This window comes from Pseudomonas sp. 8BK, assembly GCF_902506475.1.
GTDB classification, from domain to species: Bacteria; Pseudomonadota; Gammaproteobacteria; order Pseudomonadales; family Pseudomonadaceae; genus Aquipseudomonas; species Aquipseudomonas anguilliseptica.
Genome location: NZ_LR733252.1, coordinates 2,264,391 through 2,278,562, shown reverse-complemented (window position 1 = coordinate 2,278,562; position 14,172 = coordinate 2,264,391). Strand labels below are relative to the sequence as shown.

Annotated in this window: 13 protein-coding genes; 5 read left to right on the top strand and 8 right to left on the bottom strand. The window is 61.2% G+C overall.

What is annotated here, in order from left to right; translation table 11 throughout:
• Positions 1-4: 4 nt before the first annotated feature.
• The 3 genes from ACIN8IBEIGE_RS10510 (at position 5) to ACIN8IBEIGE_RS10500 (ending at position 2,382) form a co-directional block, all read left to right on the top strand.
• Positions 5-1,417 (top strand): multicopper oxidase family protein, encoded by a 1,413-nt coding sequence (locus ACIN8IBEIGE_RS10510; protein ID WP_160014571.1) that lies wholly within the window; start codon positions 5-7, stop codon positions 1,415-1,417.
• A gap of 12 nt (positions 1,418-1,429) precedes the next feature.
• Positions 1,430-1,930, top strand: a complete 501-nt coding sequence (locus ACIN8IBEIGE_RS10505; protein WP_160014570.1) for a plastocyanin/azurin family copper-binding protein — start codon at positions 1,430-1,432, stop codon at positions 1,928-1,930.
• 119 nt (positions 1,931-2,049) lie between these two features.
• Positions 2,050-2,382: a copper-binding protein gene (locus ACIN8IBEIGE_RS10500; RefSeq protein WP_160014569.1), complete on the top strand. Its 333-nt coding sequence runs from the start codon at positions 2,050-2,052 to the stop codon at positions 2,380-2,382.
• 35 nt (positions 2,383-2,417) lie between these two features.
• Here ACIN8IBEIGE_RS10500 and ACIN8IBEIGE_RS10495 read toward each other — a convergent pair whose 3' ends face one another.
• A complete protein-coding gene (locus ACIN8IBEIGE_RS10495; protein ID WP_160014568.1) occupies positions 2,418-2,789 on the bottom strand; it encodes a glutaredoxin in 372 nt (123 codons plus the stop codon).
• A gap of 123 nt (positions 2,790-2,912) precedes the next feature.
• Here ACIN8IBEIGE_RS10495 and ACIN8IBEIGE_RS10490 point away from each other — a divergent pair, with 123 nt between their 5' ends.
• A complete protein-coding gene (locus ACIN8IBEIGE_RS10490; protein ID WP_160014567.1) occupies positions 2,913-3,149 on the top strand; it encodes a DUF3820 family protein in 237 nt (78 codons plus the stop codon).
• A 128-nt stretch (positions 3,150-3,277) separates the two neighbouring features.
• On the opposite strand, the gene mqo is transcribed toward ACIN8IBEIGE_RS10490, so the two are convergent.
• From mqo to nhaD, 6 genes are all read right to left on the bottom strand, one after another.
• Positions 3,278-4,873, bottom strand: coding sequence for a malate dehydrogenase (quinone) (gene mqo, locus ACIN8IBEIGE_RS10485; RefSeq protein WP_160014566.1), 1,596 nt, complete (start codon positions 4,871-4,873; stop codon positions 3,278-3,280).
• A 385-nt stretch (positions 4,874-5,258) separates the two neighbouring features.
• Complete coding sequence (gene folE, locus ACIN8IBEIGE_RS10480) at positions 5,259-5,807, bottom strand: GTP cyclohydrolase I FolE (protein WP_160014565.1); 549 nt, start codon at positions 5,805-5,807, stop codon at positions 5,259-5,261.
• A gap of 86 nt (positions 5,808-5,893) precedes the next feature.
• Positions 5,894-6,451 carry a Smr/MutS family protein gene (locus tag ACIN8IBEIGE_RS10475; protein ID WP_160014564.1) on the bottom strand — a complete coding sequence of 186 codons (558 nt, stop codon included), beginning with the start codon at positions 6,449-6,451 and terminating at the stop codon, positions 5,894-5,896.
• Between the two features lie 62 nt (positions 6,452-6,513).
• The gene (locus ACIN8IBEIGE_RS10470; protein ID WP_160014563.1) at positions 6,514-6,834 is read right to left on the bottom strand and encodes a hypothetical protein; all 321 of its coding nucleotides are present in this window, start codon (positions 6,832-6,834) and stop codon (positions 6,514-6,516) included.
• Between the two features lie 124 nt (positions 6,835-6,958).
• The gene (locus tag ACIN8IBEIGE_RS10465; RefSeq protein ID WP_160014562.1) at positions 6,959-7,555 is read right to left on the bottom strand and encodes a cysteine hydrolase family protein; all 597 of its coding nucleotides are present in this window, start codon (positions 7,553-7,555) and stop codon (positions 6,959-6,961) included.
• A 310-nt stretch (positions 7,556-7,865) separates the two neighbouring features.
• On the bottom strand, positions 7,866-9,095 hold the full coding sequence (nhaD, locus tag ACIN8IBEIGE_RS10460; RefSeq protein WP_178124349.1) for a sodium:proton antiporter NhaD: 1,230 nt from the start codon (positions 9,093-9,095) through the stop codon (positions 7,866-7,868).
• Positions 9,096-9,363: 268 nt separating this feature from the next.
• Between nhaD and prmB the strand changes: the two genes are divergently transcribed.
• Positions 9,364-10,290: a 50S ribosomal protein L3 N(5)-glutamine methyltransferase gene (gene prmB / locus ACIN8IBEIGE_RS10455; protein WP_160014560.1), complete on the top strand. Its 927-nt coding sequence runs from the start codon at positions 9,364-9,366 to the stop codon at positions 10,288-10,290.
• Between the two features lie 138 nt (positions 10,291-10,428).
• Here the strand turns inward: prmB and ACIN8IBEIGE_RS10450 are convergent, their stop codons facing one another.
• Complete coding sequence (locus ACIN8IBEIGE_RS10450) at positions 10,429-13,905, bottom strand: PAS domain-containing hybrid sensor histidine kinase/response regulator (RefSeq protein ID WP_160014559.1); 3,477 nt, start codon at positions 13,903-13,905, stop codon at positions 10,429-10,431.
• Positions 13,906-14,172: the final 267 nt, after the last annotated feature.

Sequence of the window (14,172 nt, the reverse complement as noted above, 5' to 3'; positions counted from 1 at the left end):
TCCCATGGTTTCACGACGTGATTTCTTTCTCGGTGCCAGCGCGATTACTGCCGCTGTCGCCACCTCGGCGGTCAGCCGGGTATCCCTGGCCGGCGTGCCAGAGGCGGTGTCCCAGGGCAGCGCCGATACCCAGCCGCCGCTGCAGCCGCAGAACGGCCGGCCCTATAACCCGGTGGTCACCCTCAATGGCTGGACCCTGCCGTGGCGGATGAACAACGGCGTCAAGGAGTTCCACCTGGTCGCAGAGCCGGTGGTGCGCGAGCTGGCGCCGGGCTACAAGGCCCATCTGTGGGGCTATAACGGCCAGTCCCCGGGGCCGACCATCGAGGTGGTGGAGGGCGACCGGGTGCGCATCTTCGTTACCAACAAGCTGCCCGAACACACCAGCATCCACTGGCACGGTCAGCGCCTGCCCAATGGCATGGACGGCGTCGCTGGGCTGACCCAGCCGGCGATTCCGGTGGGCAAGACCTTCGTTTATGAGTTCGTCGCCCGCCGCCCCGGCACCTTTATGTACCACCCGCATGCCGACGAAATGACCCAGATGGCCATGGGCATGATGGGCTTCTGGGTCACCCATCCCAAGGCGCATCACCCGCTGATCAGCGAAGTGGATCGGGACTTCTGTTTTCTGCTTAACGCCTATGACATCGAGCCCGGGGCGGCCACGCCGAAGATCATGACCATGCCCGACTTCAACCTGTGGACCTTCAACAGCCGCATCTTCCCCGGTATCGACCCGCTGGTGGTGCGGCATAACGACAAGGTGCGCCTGCGCGTCGGCAACCTGACCATGACCAACCACCCGATCCATCTGCATGGCCATGAGTTCGAGGTGACCGGCACCGATGGCGGGCCGACGCCGGTGGGCTCGCGCTGGCCGGAGGTGACCACGGATATCGCGGTGGGGCAGATGCGTCAGGTTGAGTTCCTTGCCGATGAGGAGGGCGACTGGGCCTTCCACTGTCACAAGAGCCACCACACCATGAACGCCATGGGCCATGACGTGCCGACGCTGATTGGCGTCGATCACCGCGAGATGACGCGCAAGGTCGCCAAGCTGATCCCTGACTATATGGTGATGGGCGAACGCGGCATGGCCGATATGGCGGAAATGCAGATGCCGCTGCCGGACAACACCGCACCGATGATGACCGGCGACGGTCCCTTCGGCTCGGTGGAAATGGGCGGCATGTTTACTGTGCTCAAGGTGCGTAAGGATCAAGCGCCCGGCGATTACCGCGACCCGGGCTGGTTCAAACACCCGGCCGGCACTGCGGCCTATGAATGGAAAGGGGAGCTGGCCAAACCGGCGCGTTCGAGCGAGGCCGGCGGGCAGTCGATGTCGCTCAAACAGCCGCCTGGCGAGCCGGTCGAAATGCAGGTGCGTAAACCTAGCGGCCATGCAGGCCATTGAGGAGGTAGACCCATGCAACAGACAGCTTATTTGCCGTTGGCACTCGCCCTGGCGGGCATGCTGCTTAGCGGCCCCGTGCTGGCCCATAGCGAACAACACGCTGCGCAGCACAGCGCTGCCGTAGTCAAAGAGCAGAAACCCTGGGGTATTGCCGGTGACCTTGAGCAGGTCAGCCGCACCATCGAAATAGGCATGAGCGACCAGATGCGCTTTAGCCCCGACCAACTTGAGGTCAAGCAGGGCGAGACCATCCGCTTTGTACACCGCAACCAGGGCAAGTTGCTGCATGAGTTCGTCCTGGGTACTCAGGCGGATCTGGATGAGCACGCGGCGATGATGGTCAAGTTCCCCGGTATGGAGCATGACGAGCCCTATATGGTTCATGTCGGGCCTGGGCAGAGTGGCGAGATCATCTGGACCTTCAACCGTGCCGGCGACTTCGATTTCGCCTGCCTGATCGCCGGCCACTACCAGGCGGGAATGGTCGGCAAGGTGCGGGTTGTGGCGAACTGACAGAGGCGTGTGAACCCAGGTCAGCCCGTGCTGGCTTGGGTAATAGCGGCAGCGCACTTCTTGCGGGCCGATAAATGATTAGGGCGGCCGCTGGGTCGCCTGACTTGAGGAGCAAGACCATGAAACAACTACTGATTGCCTGCCTGCTGGGCAGCCTGGCGTTTAGCGTACAGGCCAGCGATGAACAAAGCGGCCATAAGGGCCACGAGGTCGCGCAGGCCAACACCAGCATGAGTCAGGGCGAGGTGCGCAAGATCGATGCAGCCAACCTGAAAATCACCCTGCGTCACGGGCCGTTGGCCAATATCGGCATGCCGCCGATGACCATGGTGTTTCAGGTGCAGGACGCTGCTCAACTGGAGGGGCTCAAGGTGGGTGACAAAGTGAGTTTTGTTGCGCAGCAACAGGGCAGCCAGTTTGTCGCGAGCGAATTGCAGGCTGTACAGCCTTGAGCTGTTGGGGCCGCTAGGCGGCCCCGATTGCCTAATCAGGCAGCCGCGAAGCGCTCGTCGAGATAAGCGATGATCGCCTTGGACTCATACAGCCAGGTGCTCTGGCCGTTTTCTTCGATGCGCAGGCACGGCACTTTGATCTTGCCGCCTTGTTGTTCCAGCTCGCTGCGCGCCTGGGCGTCGTTCTTCGCGTCGCGTAGGGCCACTGGCACATTGAGTTTGTGCAGGGTGCGGCGGGTTTTTACGCAGAATGGACAGGCGTGGAACTGGTACAGCGCGAGGTTGCTGGCGCTTTGCTCGACCGCCGCCTGAGCTTCTGCGGTGCGTTTGAGTTTGGCCGGACGGCTGATCCAGTCGAGGAAGATGATCAACTGGCCGAGGCCGATGCGCAGTGCCTTGATAATCATGCGGGGACAAACCTTGGGTCGATAAACAGGGGCGCGCAGCTTACCCGAGTTTTTCCGCCTTGGCCTGGCCCTGGGCTGAACGGCATAATCCGTGCTCGATTGCTGAACCCTGGCGAGCCTGCGATGAAACCTGAAGACCTGCTGTTGCTGGTAACCCGTGAGATGCCTTTCGGCAAACACAAAGGCCGCTTGCTCGCCGATCTGCCGGGCAATTACCTCAACTGGTTTGCCCGTGAAGGTTTCCCCCAGGGGGAAATCGGTCGGCTGCTGGCGCTGATGCAGGAGGTCGATCATAACGGCCTGTCGGGTCTGCTCGACCCGCTACGAACCAAACCGCGGGTGCCGTTCAAAGGGCAGTAGGCTTTTCACAGGACAATAAAAAACCGGCTTGTGGCCGGTTTTTTATTGCGTGCCATCCATGGCCGCAGGGGTGTCGCCGTAGCGACGGTAAACAGTGCTTCGGGCAATCTGCATTGCCCAGCAGGCGCTTACTGCGCCTGGCTGAGCTCTGGGGTGAGGGCCAGCGGTGGCACTTCAACGAACTCCAGTTGCAGGCGTTCGCTGCTCCAGGCGCGGGTCTGATTGGTCAGCGCCAGGTCGTCGTTCAGCTTTTGGCCGTAGGACGGGATGATTTCTTGCAGCTTGGCTTGCCACTCTGGGCTCTGCATCTTGTCCTTGAAGGTCTTTTCCAGCAGCGAAAGCATGATCGGCGCGGCCGTCGAGGCACCTGGCGAGGCGCCGAGCAGGGCGGCGAGGCTGCCATCGGCGGCGCTGACCACTTCGGTGCCGAACTGCAGAATGCCGCCATGTTCGGCGTCCTTCTTGATGATCTGCACGCGCTGGCCAGCCTGGATCAGCTCCCAATCCTCCGACTGGGCATTGGGGAAATACTCGCGCAGCGAAGCCATGCGGTCTTCCTGGCTGAGCATCAGCTGGCCCATCAGGTAGGTGCTGAGCGAGAAGTTGTCGATGCCAGCGTGGGTCATCGGCAGGATGTTGTCGGTGGTCAGGGCGCTGAAGGTATCGAGCAGCGAGCCATTTTTCAGGAACTTGGTGGAGAAGGTGGCGAACGGTCCGAATAGCAGTACCTTCTTGCCATCGATCACGCGGGTGTCCAGATGCGGCACGGACATCGGCGGCGAACCGACCGACGCCTTGCCATAGACTTTGGCCTGGTGCTGGGCGACGAGCTCCGGGTTGCTGGTGGCCAGGAACGAGCCGCCGACCGGGAAGCCTGCATAGCCTTCGCCTTCACTGATGCCGGACATCTGCAGCAGTTTCAGCGCCGCGCCGCCAGCGCCGATAAACACAAATTTGGCGTTGATGGTTTTTTCTGCGCCGCCGTTGGCCAGGTCGGCCACCCGCACGTTCCAGGTGTTGTCAGCGTTGCGCTCGATGCCGCGTACTTCATGCTGCAGGTTGAGGCTGACGTTGTCCTGCTGGCTCAGTGAGCCGAACAGCTGACGGGTGATTTCGCCGAAGTTGACGTCCGTGCCAATCGATACGCGGGTCGCGGCGAGCTTCTGCCCAGGTTCGCGGCCTTCCATCACCAGCGGCACCCACTGCTTGATCTGCTGCGGGTCTTCGGAATATTCCATGCCGCGGAACAGCGAACTGGCCTGCAGGGCGGCATGGCGCTTCTTGAGGAACTCGACGTTGTCATCGCCCCAGACAAAGCTCATGTGCGGCACATTGTTGATAAACGACGGCGGGTTGTTCAGCACCTTGCGCTCAACCTGGTAGGCCCAGAACTGCTTGGAAATCTCGAACGCCTCGTTGATCGCCACGGCCTTCTTGATATCGATGCTGCCGTCGGCCAGTTGCGGGGTGTAGTTCAGCTCGCAGAAGGCCGAGTGGCCGGTACCAGCGTTATTCCAGGCGTTGGAGCTTTCATCGGCAACCTGATCCAGGCGCTCGTAGATATCGATGCTCCAGCCCGGCTCCAGCTCGTTGAGGTAGGTGCCCAGGCTGGCACTCATGATGCCGCCGCCTATCAGCAGAACATCCACGGATTTTTCCGGCTCGGGGTGCTTGGCGCAGCCGATCACGCTCAGGCACAGCAGGGTCAACAGGAGCTTTTTCATTAAACCAACCATTTCAATCGGTGAAGTCAGAGTGACGGCCTGCGCCGACACGGGGTCAGGCGTGTGGCAATAGCGTGCTGGCCCGTCGGCAGGCGACAGGCGCGGGGCAGGGGGGCAGGGCGTCGTGTGCATAACGGCAGCGGCCCAAGGCGCGGCGACTGGCGTTGCCTGGAGCAATCGCAAGAAGCATGCCCGCCTTAGCAATGTCTCAGACCGCGGCGCTCTGCCGCAGTGCAGGAGCGTGATGTGTCGCTGGCTGGTGGCGTGATCTCGCCACTTTTAAGCCGGAGTCTTGGGCTTTTTGGCGGATTGCCGCCGTGGTCATTGGTGTGAATAGGCATAAAAAAACCGGCGCTAGGCCGGTTTCTTCTGCAGCAAGGCTTGATCAGTTATTGACCAGACTAAGGAACTCGCTGCGCGTGGCGGCGTTTTCGCGGAATTCGCCGAGCATCACCGAGGTAACCATCGAGGAGTTCTGCTTCTCCACGCCGCGCATCATCATGCACATGTGCTGCGCTTCGATCACCACGGCCACACCGAGGGCGCCGGTGACTTGCTGGATAGCTTCGGCGATCTGCCGGCTAAGGTTTTCCTGGATCTGCAGGCGGCGTGCATACATGTCGACGATGCGCGCAACCTTCGACAGGCCGAGCACCTTGCCGTTGGGGATGTAGGCGACATGGGCCTTGCCGATAAAGGGCAGCAGGTGGTGTTCACACAGCGAGTACAGCTCGATGTTCTTCACCAGCACCATTTCGCTGTTATCGGAGCTGAACAGCGCACCATTGGTAACTTCTTCGAGGGTCTGCTGGTAGCCCTTGCACAGGTACTGCATGGCTTTGGCGGCGCGCTTGGGCGTGTCGAGCAGGCCTTCGCGGGATACGTCTTCGCCAAGTTGGCCAAGGATCGCGGTGTAGTTCTGTTCCAGGGACATGGACAATCTCGTAGGTCTTTCTAAAGGGCGCAGGTTAGGCCGCGAGGGTCGGGCTGGCAAGTGCGTAACCCGCCAGTGGCATGAGCTTATTCGTCGCGGCCATCCATCATGGTGCGCTTGAGCATCACGTATACCGCGCCGGTGCCACCGTGTTTGGCCAGGCAGGAGGTGAAACCGAGTACCTGCGGATGCTGGCGCAGCCAGGTGTTGACGTGGCTTTTGATCATCGGTTTGCGGCCGTCCATGCGCACCGCCTTGCCATGGGTGACGCGCACGCAGCGGACTTCCAGTTTGTTGGCTTCGGCGATGAACTCCCACAGGGTGTCGCGGGCTTTTTCCACGCTCATGCCGTGCAGGTCGAGGCTGCCCTCGAAGCTGATCTGACCCAGCTTGAGCTTGCGCATCTGGCCTTCCTGCACGCCGTTGGCGTACCAATACAGCGGGTCTTCAGCACCGACATCGATCACGAACTGGTCGGACAGGCCGTCGACCTTGACCGACTCCACGCGTGCCGTGGCGGCCTGGCGTAGGGTGGCCAGTTGGACGCGGTTGGGTTTCGGTTTGCCGGTGTCCGCGCGGTCATGTTTGATCGGTTTGACGCCGCGCAATTCGGCTTTAAATAGAGAAAAATCGTCGTCTTGCATTTAGGCCTCCACGAAGGCCGCTAGTGTAACCAAGCTGCCAGATCCGTGTTGCCTGGAAGCACTCAGTCGCGCTTTTTCATCAGATGCGGGGACATGCTCAGGTCGCTGGGGCGGCGCAGGCGACGTCGACAGCGGCGCCAGAGCAGCACGCCGAAGGTCAGCAACAGCAGCCCGATCACGACCAATACGCTGGCGGCGGCTGGCGATTCGTTCAGTGGGCCGAGCGCAGCAGGTTGGCCGAGCAGAGTGGCGACGCCTGCCATGCTCAGCAGTACGCCGAGTGTGGCAAACAATGCGGCCAAGCCAGCGCCCAGGCGCAGGCGCCAGTTGCTGGTATTGCGTGGGCGCAGGCGGCGTGCATCGAAACCATCGGAGTGTTTCATTCCGATTTCCTCATGCCAATTTCCTCGGTGGTTATCGGCGGTATGACCGGCCTGGGCTGGCGGGGTTCAACTACGCCGCTCAGCCTCTGTGCAAGTTGCGAACTACTGCGCGGCTGGCGGTGGCTCAGATCAAGGCGCTGGCGCGCGGTACCACGGCAGCAAAATTGTCGGCCAGGGCAATCATCTCGGCGCGGTGCATCTCGGCGGCGCTGATCACCTGACCGTCGAGCGTTGGCAGGTCGCGGGTGGCGCAAGCGGCATCCACCACGGTGCAGCGATAACCATAGTCCTTGGTGGCGCGCACCGTGGTGCTGATACTCGAATGGGTCATAAAGCCGCAGACGATCAGGTCCAGATGGCCCAGGGCCTGTAAGCGATCATGCAGTTCGGTGCCATTGAAGGCGTTGGGCATGCGCTTTTCTACGATGATTTCGCCAGGCAGCGGCGCTGCTTCCGGCAGGTGTAGGCCGCGTGGGCCGCGTGGGTCGAGCAGGCCATCGGGGATGCCCAAGTGCTTGACGTGAACGATGGCGCTGCCCAAGTGGCGGGCGGCGGCCAGCAGTTTGGCGATTTCTTCCAGCGCGGCATCCAGCCCCGGTAATTGCAGTACGCCGCTGCGGTATTCCTCTTGCGCATCAATGATCAGCAAGGTCGCATTGCTCAGGCTGGCGGGCGCATGGCTGCGGCCAGTGAGGGCGAACATCGTTTTAGGGGTGGTCATGGCAGGAACTCCAGGCTGGCATGGACAGTCCACCCATTGTCCGCCTGTGCTGCGCTGCTGTGAACCTTTGTGGCCGATGATCTTGCGTGTCGTCTATACGGCGAGCAGAATCGAGTGGCTGCCGAGGAACGGCGATTTCAAGCAAAGGAGCTGCAATATGAATCTGATTGCACTGTTTTCTGAGCATTTCTGGCTGTTGTTCGCCGTGGCGATTTCCATCGCTGTGCTGCGCGAACTGCACCTTAAACGAGACTAGCGGCGGCGTGGGTCACCATCGACAAACGCCAGGGCATGCCCTGGCGTTTGCGTTTCAGTACAGGCCAAACAGTTCGAACTGCAGGTACCAGATACCTAGCGAACCGAAGAAATTGACCAGAATGGCCGGCAGAAACTTCAGGTGAACGGCGAAGCTGTAGGTCTTGTCCAACGACATCGCCATCACCCCGGCGGCTGAGCCGACCACCGTCAGTGAGCCGCCAATCCCCACCATCAGCGCATTCAGCGCCCACTGATTGAGCCCTAGCTGCGGGTTGGACATCAGCGCAGCCGCTTCCACGGGGACGTTGTCCATTACCCCGGACGCGACGCCGAGCACCATGTTGACCGCAGTGGGGTGCAGCACTTCGAACAGCCGCGAGATATACGACAGCCAGCCGACATGGTTGAGGCAGGCCACCGAGGTGATGATGCCGATAAAGAACAACAGGGCGTTCCACTCGACCTTTTGCAGTTGATCCTGCCAGGGCAGCTCGATGCCGCGGTGCATCAGCAGCCAGGCATACAGGGCGACAATGCCCAGGCCAATGCCGATGGCAAACTCGATGCTGATTTTCAGCACGATATTGCACAGCACTGCGCCAAATACCGCGAAGAAACCAACGATCGCCAGGCCCGCACCGCCGGGTTTGAGTGCAGATTCGGCCTGGTCAGCCACCTGAATCAGGCTCTGGCCATCGAGTTTGCGCAGGTAGAAGAAATGCAGCGTGGCGGCGAACAACAGCCAGCCGACCAACGCCGAGGGAATCAGCAACAGCAGGCCGGCGATGCTGATCTTGCCGGCCAGCACCACCATCAGGCTGGTCGAGGTGCCGAGAAACCAAACTCCGGAGTTGGAGGCAACCACGATGTTGCATAGCGAAATATGGGTGTAGCGCTGATTGGTCGAGATGTTCTTCACCGTCTTGCCGAAGATCATCGCCGTGGTGATGTTGTTGAGAAACGGCGAGAGCAGCGCCGACAGTGCGCCGGTGGCCCAGAACATGCCGCGCGCGCCGAGCCCCTTGCGCATCAGATAGCCATTGAGCGCGGTGAACACGTTCCGCTCATTGAGCAGCTCGACCACCATCCACATAAACGCCATAAAGGCGATCAGGCCGAACAGCTCTTCCTTGATCTCGCTCTGCGCATGCAGGAAGAACTGAAAGCCATTGGGGTCGTAAAACGCGTAGTGGGCACCGATAACGATCAGGCCGGACATCATGAACATCGCCGGCTTGAACTTATCCATCTCCAGTTGTGCTTCAAAAACGATTAGCGTCATGCCAATCAAAAATATCGCCAGCACGAGCAAGCCCGTGATCGAGAAGGGATCTATGACCATTTTTAGGGAAGTCTTGAGAAAGGGAGGGAAGGGTTAGAAATTGGTAACAAAATTATACTGATGCGCATGAGGCTTGGGCAGGCCTACTTTGTGACTGTGGCGGCCTTTGTGGTCAGTAATGCGTCGTGCCGCTAAACCAGCACTGCGCCCGGCGCGGGCAAGCACGGCAGGCTGCTAGAATGGCGCACTTTTTCTGCGGAGAGCTGCCGTGACTGACGCCACACATACCTACCCAACCCGCCTGCGCAGCGTGCGCGATTACATTCGCTGGGCGGTCAGTCGGTTTCATGGCGAGGAGCTGTTCTTCGGCCACGGCACCGACAACGCCTGGGATGAAGCTCGCCAGCTGGTACTCGGCGCCCTGCATCTGCCTTACGAAATTGCCGATAGCTACCTCGAATGCCGCCTGGAAGACGATGAGCATGCGCACCTGCATGCCTTGCTCGCACGACGCATCGACGAGCGCGTACCGACTGCTTACTTGTTGGGCGAGGCCTGGTTCTGTGGCATGCCGTTTATGGTCGATGAGCGTGTGCTGATTCCGCGCTCACCGATTGCCGAGCTGATCGAGCAGCACTTCGAACCCTGGCTGGCCATCGAACCGGCGCGGATTCTCGATCTGTGCACCGGCTCGGGCTGCATTGGTATCGCCTGCGCCTACGAGTTTCCCGAGGCCGAAGTGGTGCTCGGTGATCTGTCGTTTGAGGCGCTGGAAGTGGCCAATCAGAACATCGAGCGTCACGGCCTGGAAGAACGTGTTTACACCGTGCAGGGCGATGGTTTTGCCGGGTTGCCGGGGCAGCGGTTTGACCTGATCGTCTCCAACCCGCCCTATGTGGATGCCGAGGATTTCGCCGATATGCCGGCCGAATACCAGCACGAGCCTGAGCTGGGCCTTGCCTGTGGCGATGATGGCCTGGATCTGGTGCGGCGGATGCTCGCCGAGGCGGCAGATCATCTGACCGAGAAAGGCGTGCTGATTATCGAGGTCGGCAATAGCCAGGTGCATGTCGAGGCGCTGTACCCTGAAGTTGACTTCACCTGGCTTGAGTTCGAGCGCGGTGGGCACGGCGTATTCCTGCTCGCGGCTGCGCAATGCCGCGAGCACCAGGCATTGTTCCGTCAGCGCCTTTAAGCAGGCGGTTACAAACTACCTGCGTTGTCATCGCTGCGTTAAAAACAGGCTCAAAGTGCTCATTTACACTCGTAAACTCCGCTTTTTCGCCTGTTTTTGCCTTGCGCTGACTGCCTCGCCAACGTTTTTAACGGCCTGCTAACGCAGGACGAGATGGCGGCTCAGAAGGGCGCGCAAGGCGGCCGGTTTGACCGGCTTGGCCAGGTAATCGAGGCCGGCGGCATGTACCTGAGCGATCAGCTCGGGGCGGCCGTCGGCGCTGATCACCACACCCGGTAGCGGTTCACCCAAACGCGTGCGCAGCCAGGCCATCAGCTCGGTGCCGGTTTCACCGTCATCCAGGTGATAGTCCACCAGTGCCAGCTGCGGGCGTACGTTTTCACTCAGCAAGTGTTCGCACTCCAGGCGGTTGCGCGCCGTCCACACCTGACACCCCCAGCGTGACAGCAGGCTGTGCATACCGGCGAGGATGCTGTCCTCGTTGTCGATGCATAGCACCTGGATGCCGACCAGCGCCTCGCCATGGTGCTCGGGTTGGCTGAGCAGTACGGGTGGATCGGCGTGCAAGGCCAGGGGAATGGTGACGCTGAATACGCTGCCTTTGCCCGGCCAGGAACGCACTTCCAGCTGGTGGCCGAGTACTCGGCACAAGCCATCGGCAATCGCCAGGCCCAGGCCCAGGCCTTTTTCGGCGCGGGTCTGATGGCTGTCCAGGCGTTTGAACTCCTCGAAAATCACCTTGCGCTTGTCCTCGGGAATGCCCGGGCCGCGATCCCAGACTTCCAGGCGCAGGTGTTGGCCTCGACGGCGTACGCCGAGCAGTACACGGCCCTTGGCGTAGCGGAAGGCGTTGGTCAGGAAATTCTGCAGAATGCGCCGCAGCAGTTTGATGTCGCTGTCGACCCGCAGACGGCTGCCGCGCAGGCGAAAATCCATGCCCTGTTCGGCGGCCAGCACCCTGAACTCCGCCCCCAGGGTGTCGAACAAATTGTTCAGCACAAAGGCATGTCGGTCCGGAGAGATGCGGCCGTTTTCCAGGCGTGAGATATCCAGCAGGTCGCTGATCAGGTCTTCGGCCGAGCGCAACGAGCTGTCCAGGTGGCGCACCAGTTCACGGGCGTCGGCGGGCAGGGCATCGTCCTGGTGGGACAGGGCGGCGGAGAACAGCCGCGCGGCATTTAGTGGCTGCATCAGGTCATGACTGACGGCGGTGAGAAAGCGGGTTTTCGACTGGTTGGCGGCCTCGGCCACACCCTTGGCTTCGGTCAGCTCCAGATTCAGTTGCGACAGCTCCTGGGTGCGCTCGCTGACCCGCTGTTCCAGGCCTTCATTGGCGTCCTTGAGCGCGCGCTCGGCTTCGCGGAACTCGGTGATGTCGGTGAAACTCATAACGAAACCGCCACCGGGCATGGGGTTGCCGATCAGCTCGATCACCCGGCCGTTGGGGAACAGCCGCTCGGAGGTGTGCGCAGTGCCCTGGCGCATCCAGTACAGGCGCTTGCTGACGTGTTCCTCGATATCGCCGCCGCCAAGCAGGCCGCGTTCAGCGTTGAAACGGATCAGCTCGGCCACTGGGCGACCGACATACACCTGGCCGTCGGGGTAGTTGAACAGCTCGATATAACGGTGGTTCCAGGCCACCAGGCGCAGTGACTGGTCGACCACGCTGATGCCCTGGGTGATGTTTTCGATCGCGCCCTGCAGCAGTGCGCGGTTGAACTGCAGCACTTCCGAGGCTTCGTCGACAATGCGCACCACATCCTCGACCTGCATCTCGCGACCTTCGATGGCCGCCTTGACCACCGCGCGGGTTGATGAGGCGCCGAGTACACCGGCCAGCAGGCGTTCGGTGTGGGCGATCCATTCACTGTTGGCGGTCTGGTTGGGGTCGAAGCCTTTGCCCTGGCGGTAGGCGAAACGCATAAAGCTCTGCCGCGCACGGTCTTCACCGACAAAGCGGTTGGCCAGCAGCAGCAGGTCGCCGACCTGCACCGCGAGCATGCTGCGGTTGCTGGGTTTGTTGCCCAGGTCATGGCCGATAAAGCGCCCGGCCTGCCAATGCTCGGCCACCCGGGTGCGCGAGAAGTAGGAAACCCAGGCAAACAACAGGAAGTTGCCGGCCAGCGACAGCACCACCCCACGGGTCAGCGGGTCGACCTGAAAGCCGATCGGGCCGTACAGCAGGGTTTGCACGCCCGGCAAGGCATCCGCTGGCCAGCCCAGGCCGCGCGCCACCAGCGGCATAACCAGGGTGTAGAACCAGATCAGCGCGCCAAAGAACAGCCCGGCAAACACGCCCTGGCGGTTGGCCTGCTTCCACACCAGCGCGCCGAACATCGCCGGAGCCAGCTGGCCGATGGCCGCGAAGGAGACCTGGCCAATGGTTGCCAGGCTGGCGTTGGAGCCAAGCAGGCGATAACACACATAGGCCAACAGCAGGATGACCACAATGCTCACCCGGCGCGCGGTGAGCATCCAGTGGCGGAAGGCCTCGAACGGCCGCTCGGTATTCTGCCGGCGCAGCAGCCAGGGCAGCAGCATGTCGTTGGAAATCATGGTGGAGAGCGCCACCGAGGCGACAATCACCATGCCGGTAGCCGCAGATGCGCCGCCGATAAAGGCCAGCATGGCAAGTGCTGGATGGGCTTCGGCCAGCGGCAGGCTGATCACGAAGGAGTCCGGGGTAACGCCGGCCGGCAGCAGCATCTGTCCGGCCAGGGCGATGGGCACCACAAACAGCGCGGCGAGTATCAGGTAGGCAGGGAACACCCAGCGTGCCAGGCGCAGATCCTTGGGCTCGATGTTCTCCACCACGGTCACATGAAACTGCCGCGGCAAGGCGATGATGGCGATCATCGCCAGGCCCGTCTGGGTCATCATCGCTGGCCAATTGACGGTTTGTTCCCAGAATTTCTCCAGCCCGGCGTTGGCTTTGGCCTGATCGAACAGGTCGGCAAAGCCGTTGTACAGGCCGTAGGTCACAAACGCGCCGACGGCGAGGAAGGCCAGCAGTTTGACCAGCGATTCGAAGGCAATTGCCAGAACCATACCGCGGTGGTGCTCGGTGACATCCAGGTTGCGTGTGCCGAACAATATTGTGAACAGTGCCAGCACCAGCGAGACGATCAGCGCGGTGTCCTGGGCACCGGTGCCGTTGGCGCCTGCACCGGCACCGCTGAGCAGGTTGACCCCGAGCACGATGCCTTTGAGCTGCAGGGCGATATAGGGCAATACGCCGACCAGGCAGACCAGCGCTACTACCACCGCCAGCGCCTGGGATTTGCCATAGCGGGCGGCGATAAAGTCGGCAATCGAAGTGATGTTTTCCTGTTTGCTGATCATCACCATCTTCTGCAGCACCCAGGGTGTGAAGACCAGAATGATGATCGGCCCGAGGTAGATCGGCAGAAATGACCAGAGCTGTTCGGCGGCCTGGCCTACCGCGCCGAAAAACGTCCAGCTGGTGCAGTACACCGCCAGTGAAAGGCTGTATACCCAGGCGCGAATTTTCGGCGGCATGGGCGCAGCGCGGCGATCACCGTAGAAGGCGATGGCGAACAGAATGGCCATGTAAATCAGCGCAACCGCGGCGATCAGCCCGCTAGACAGGGTCATGCAAACTCCGAAAACAAACTGTAGGGGGCTGCCAGGGTCTTATCTGGTAGCGCAGCGGCTGCCAAAGAACCTGTCTCGGAACGCGCGAGCTAGTGCGAGACAAGGCAAGAGTGGCCGAGGAAGCGGAGTTTACTGCTGTAAATGAGCATTCCGAGGCCAGTCTTAACGCCGTATCGCCGAAGCGCAGCAGCTCCGAGACTGGTTCTGAGCCTACTGCATATGATTTGTCTTAGTCTCGCAGCAAAGTGACGGTGCGTCAGGCACGAC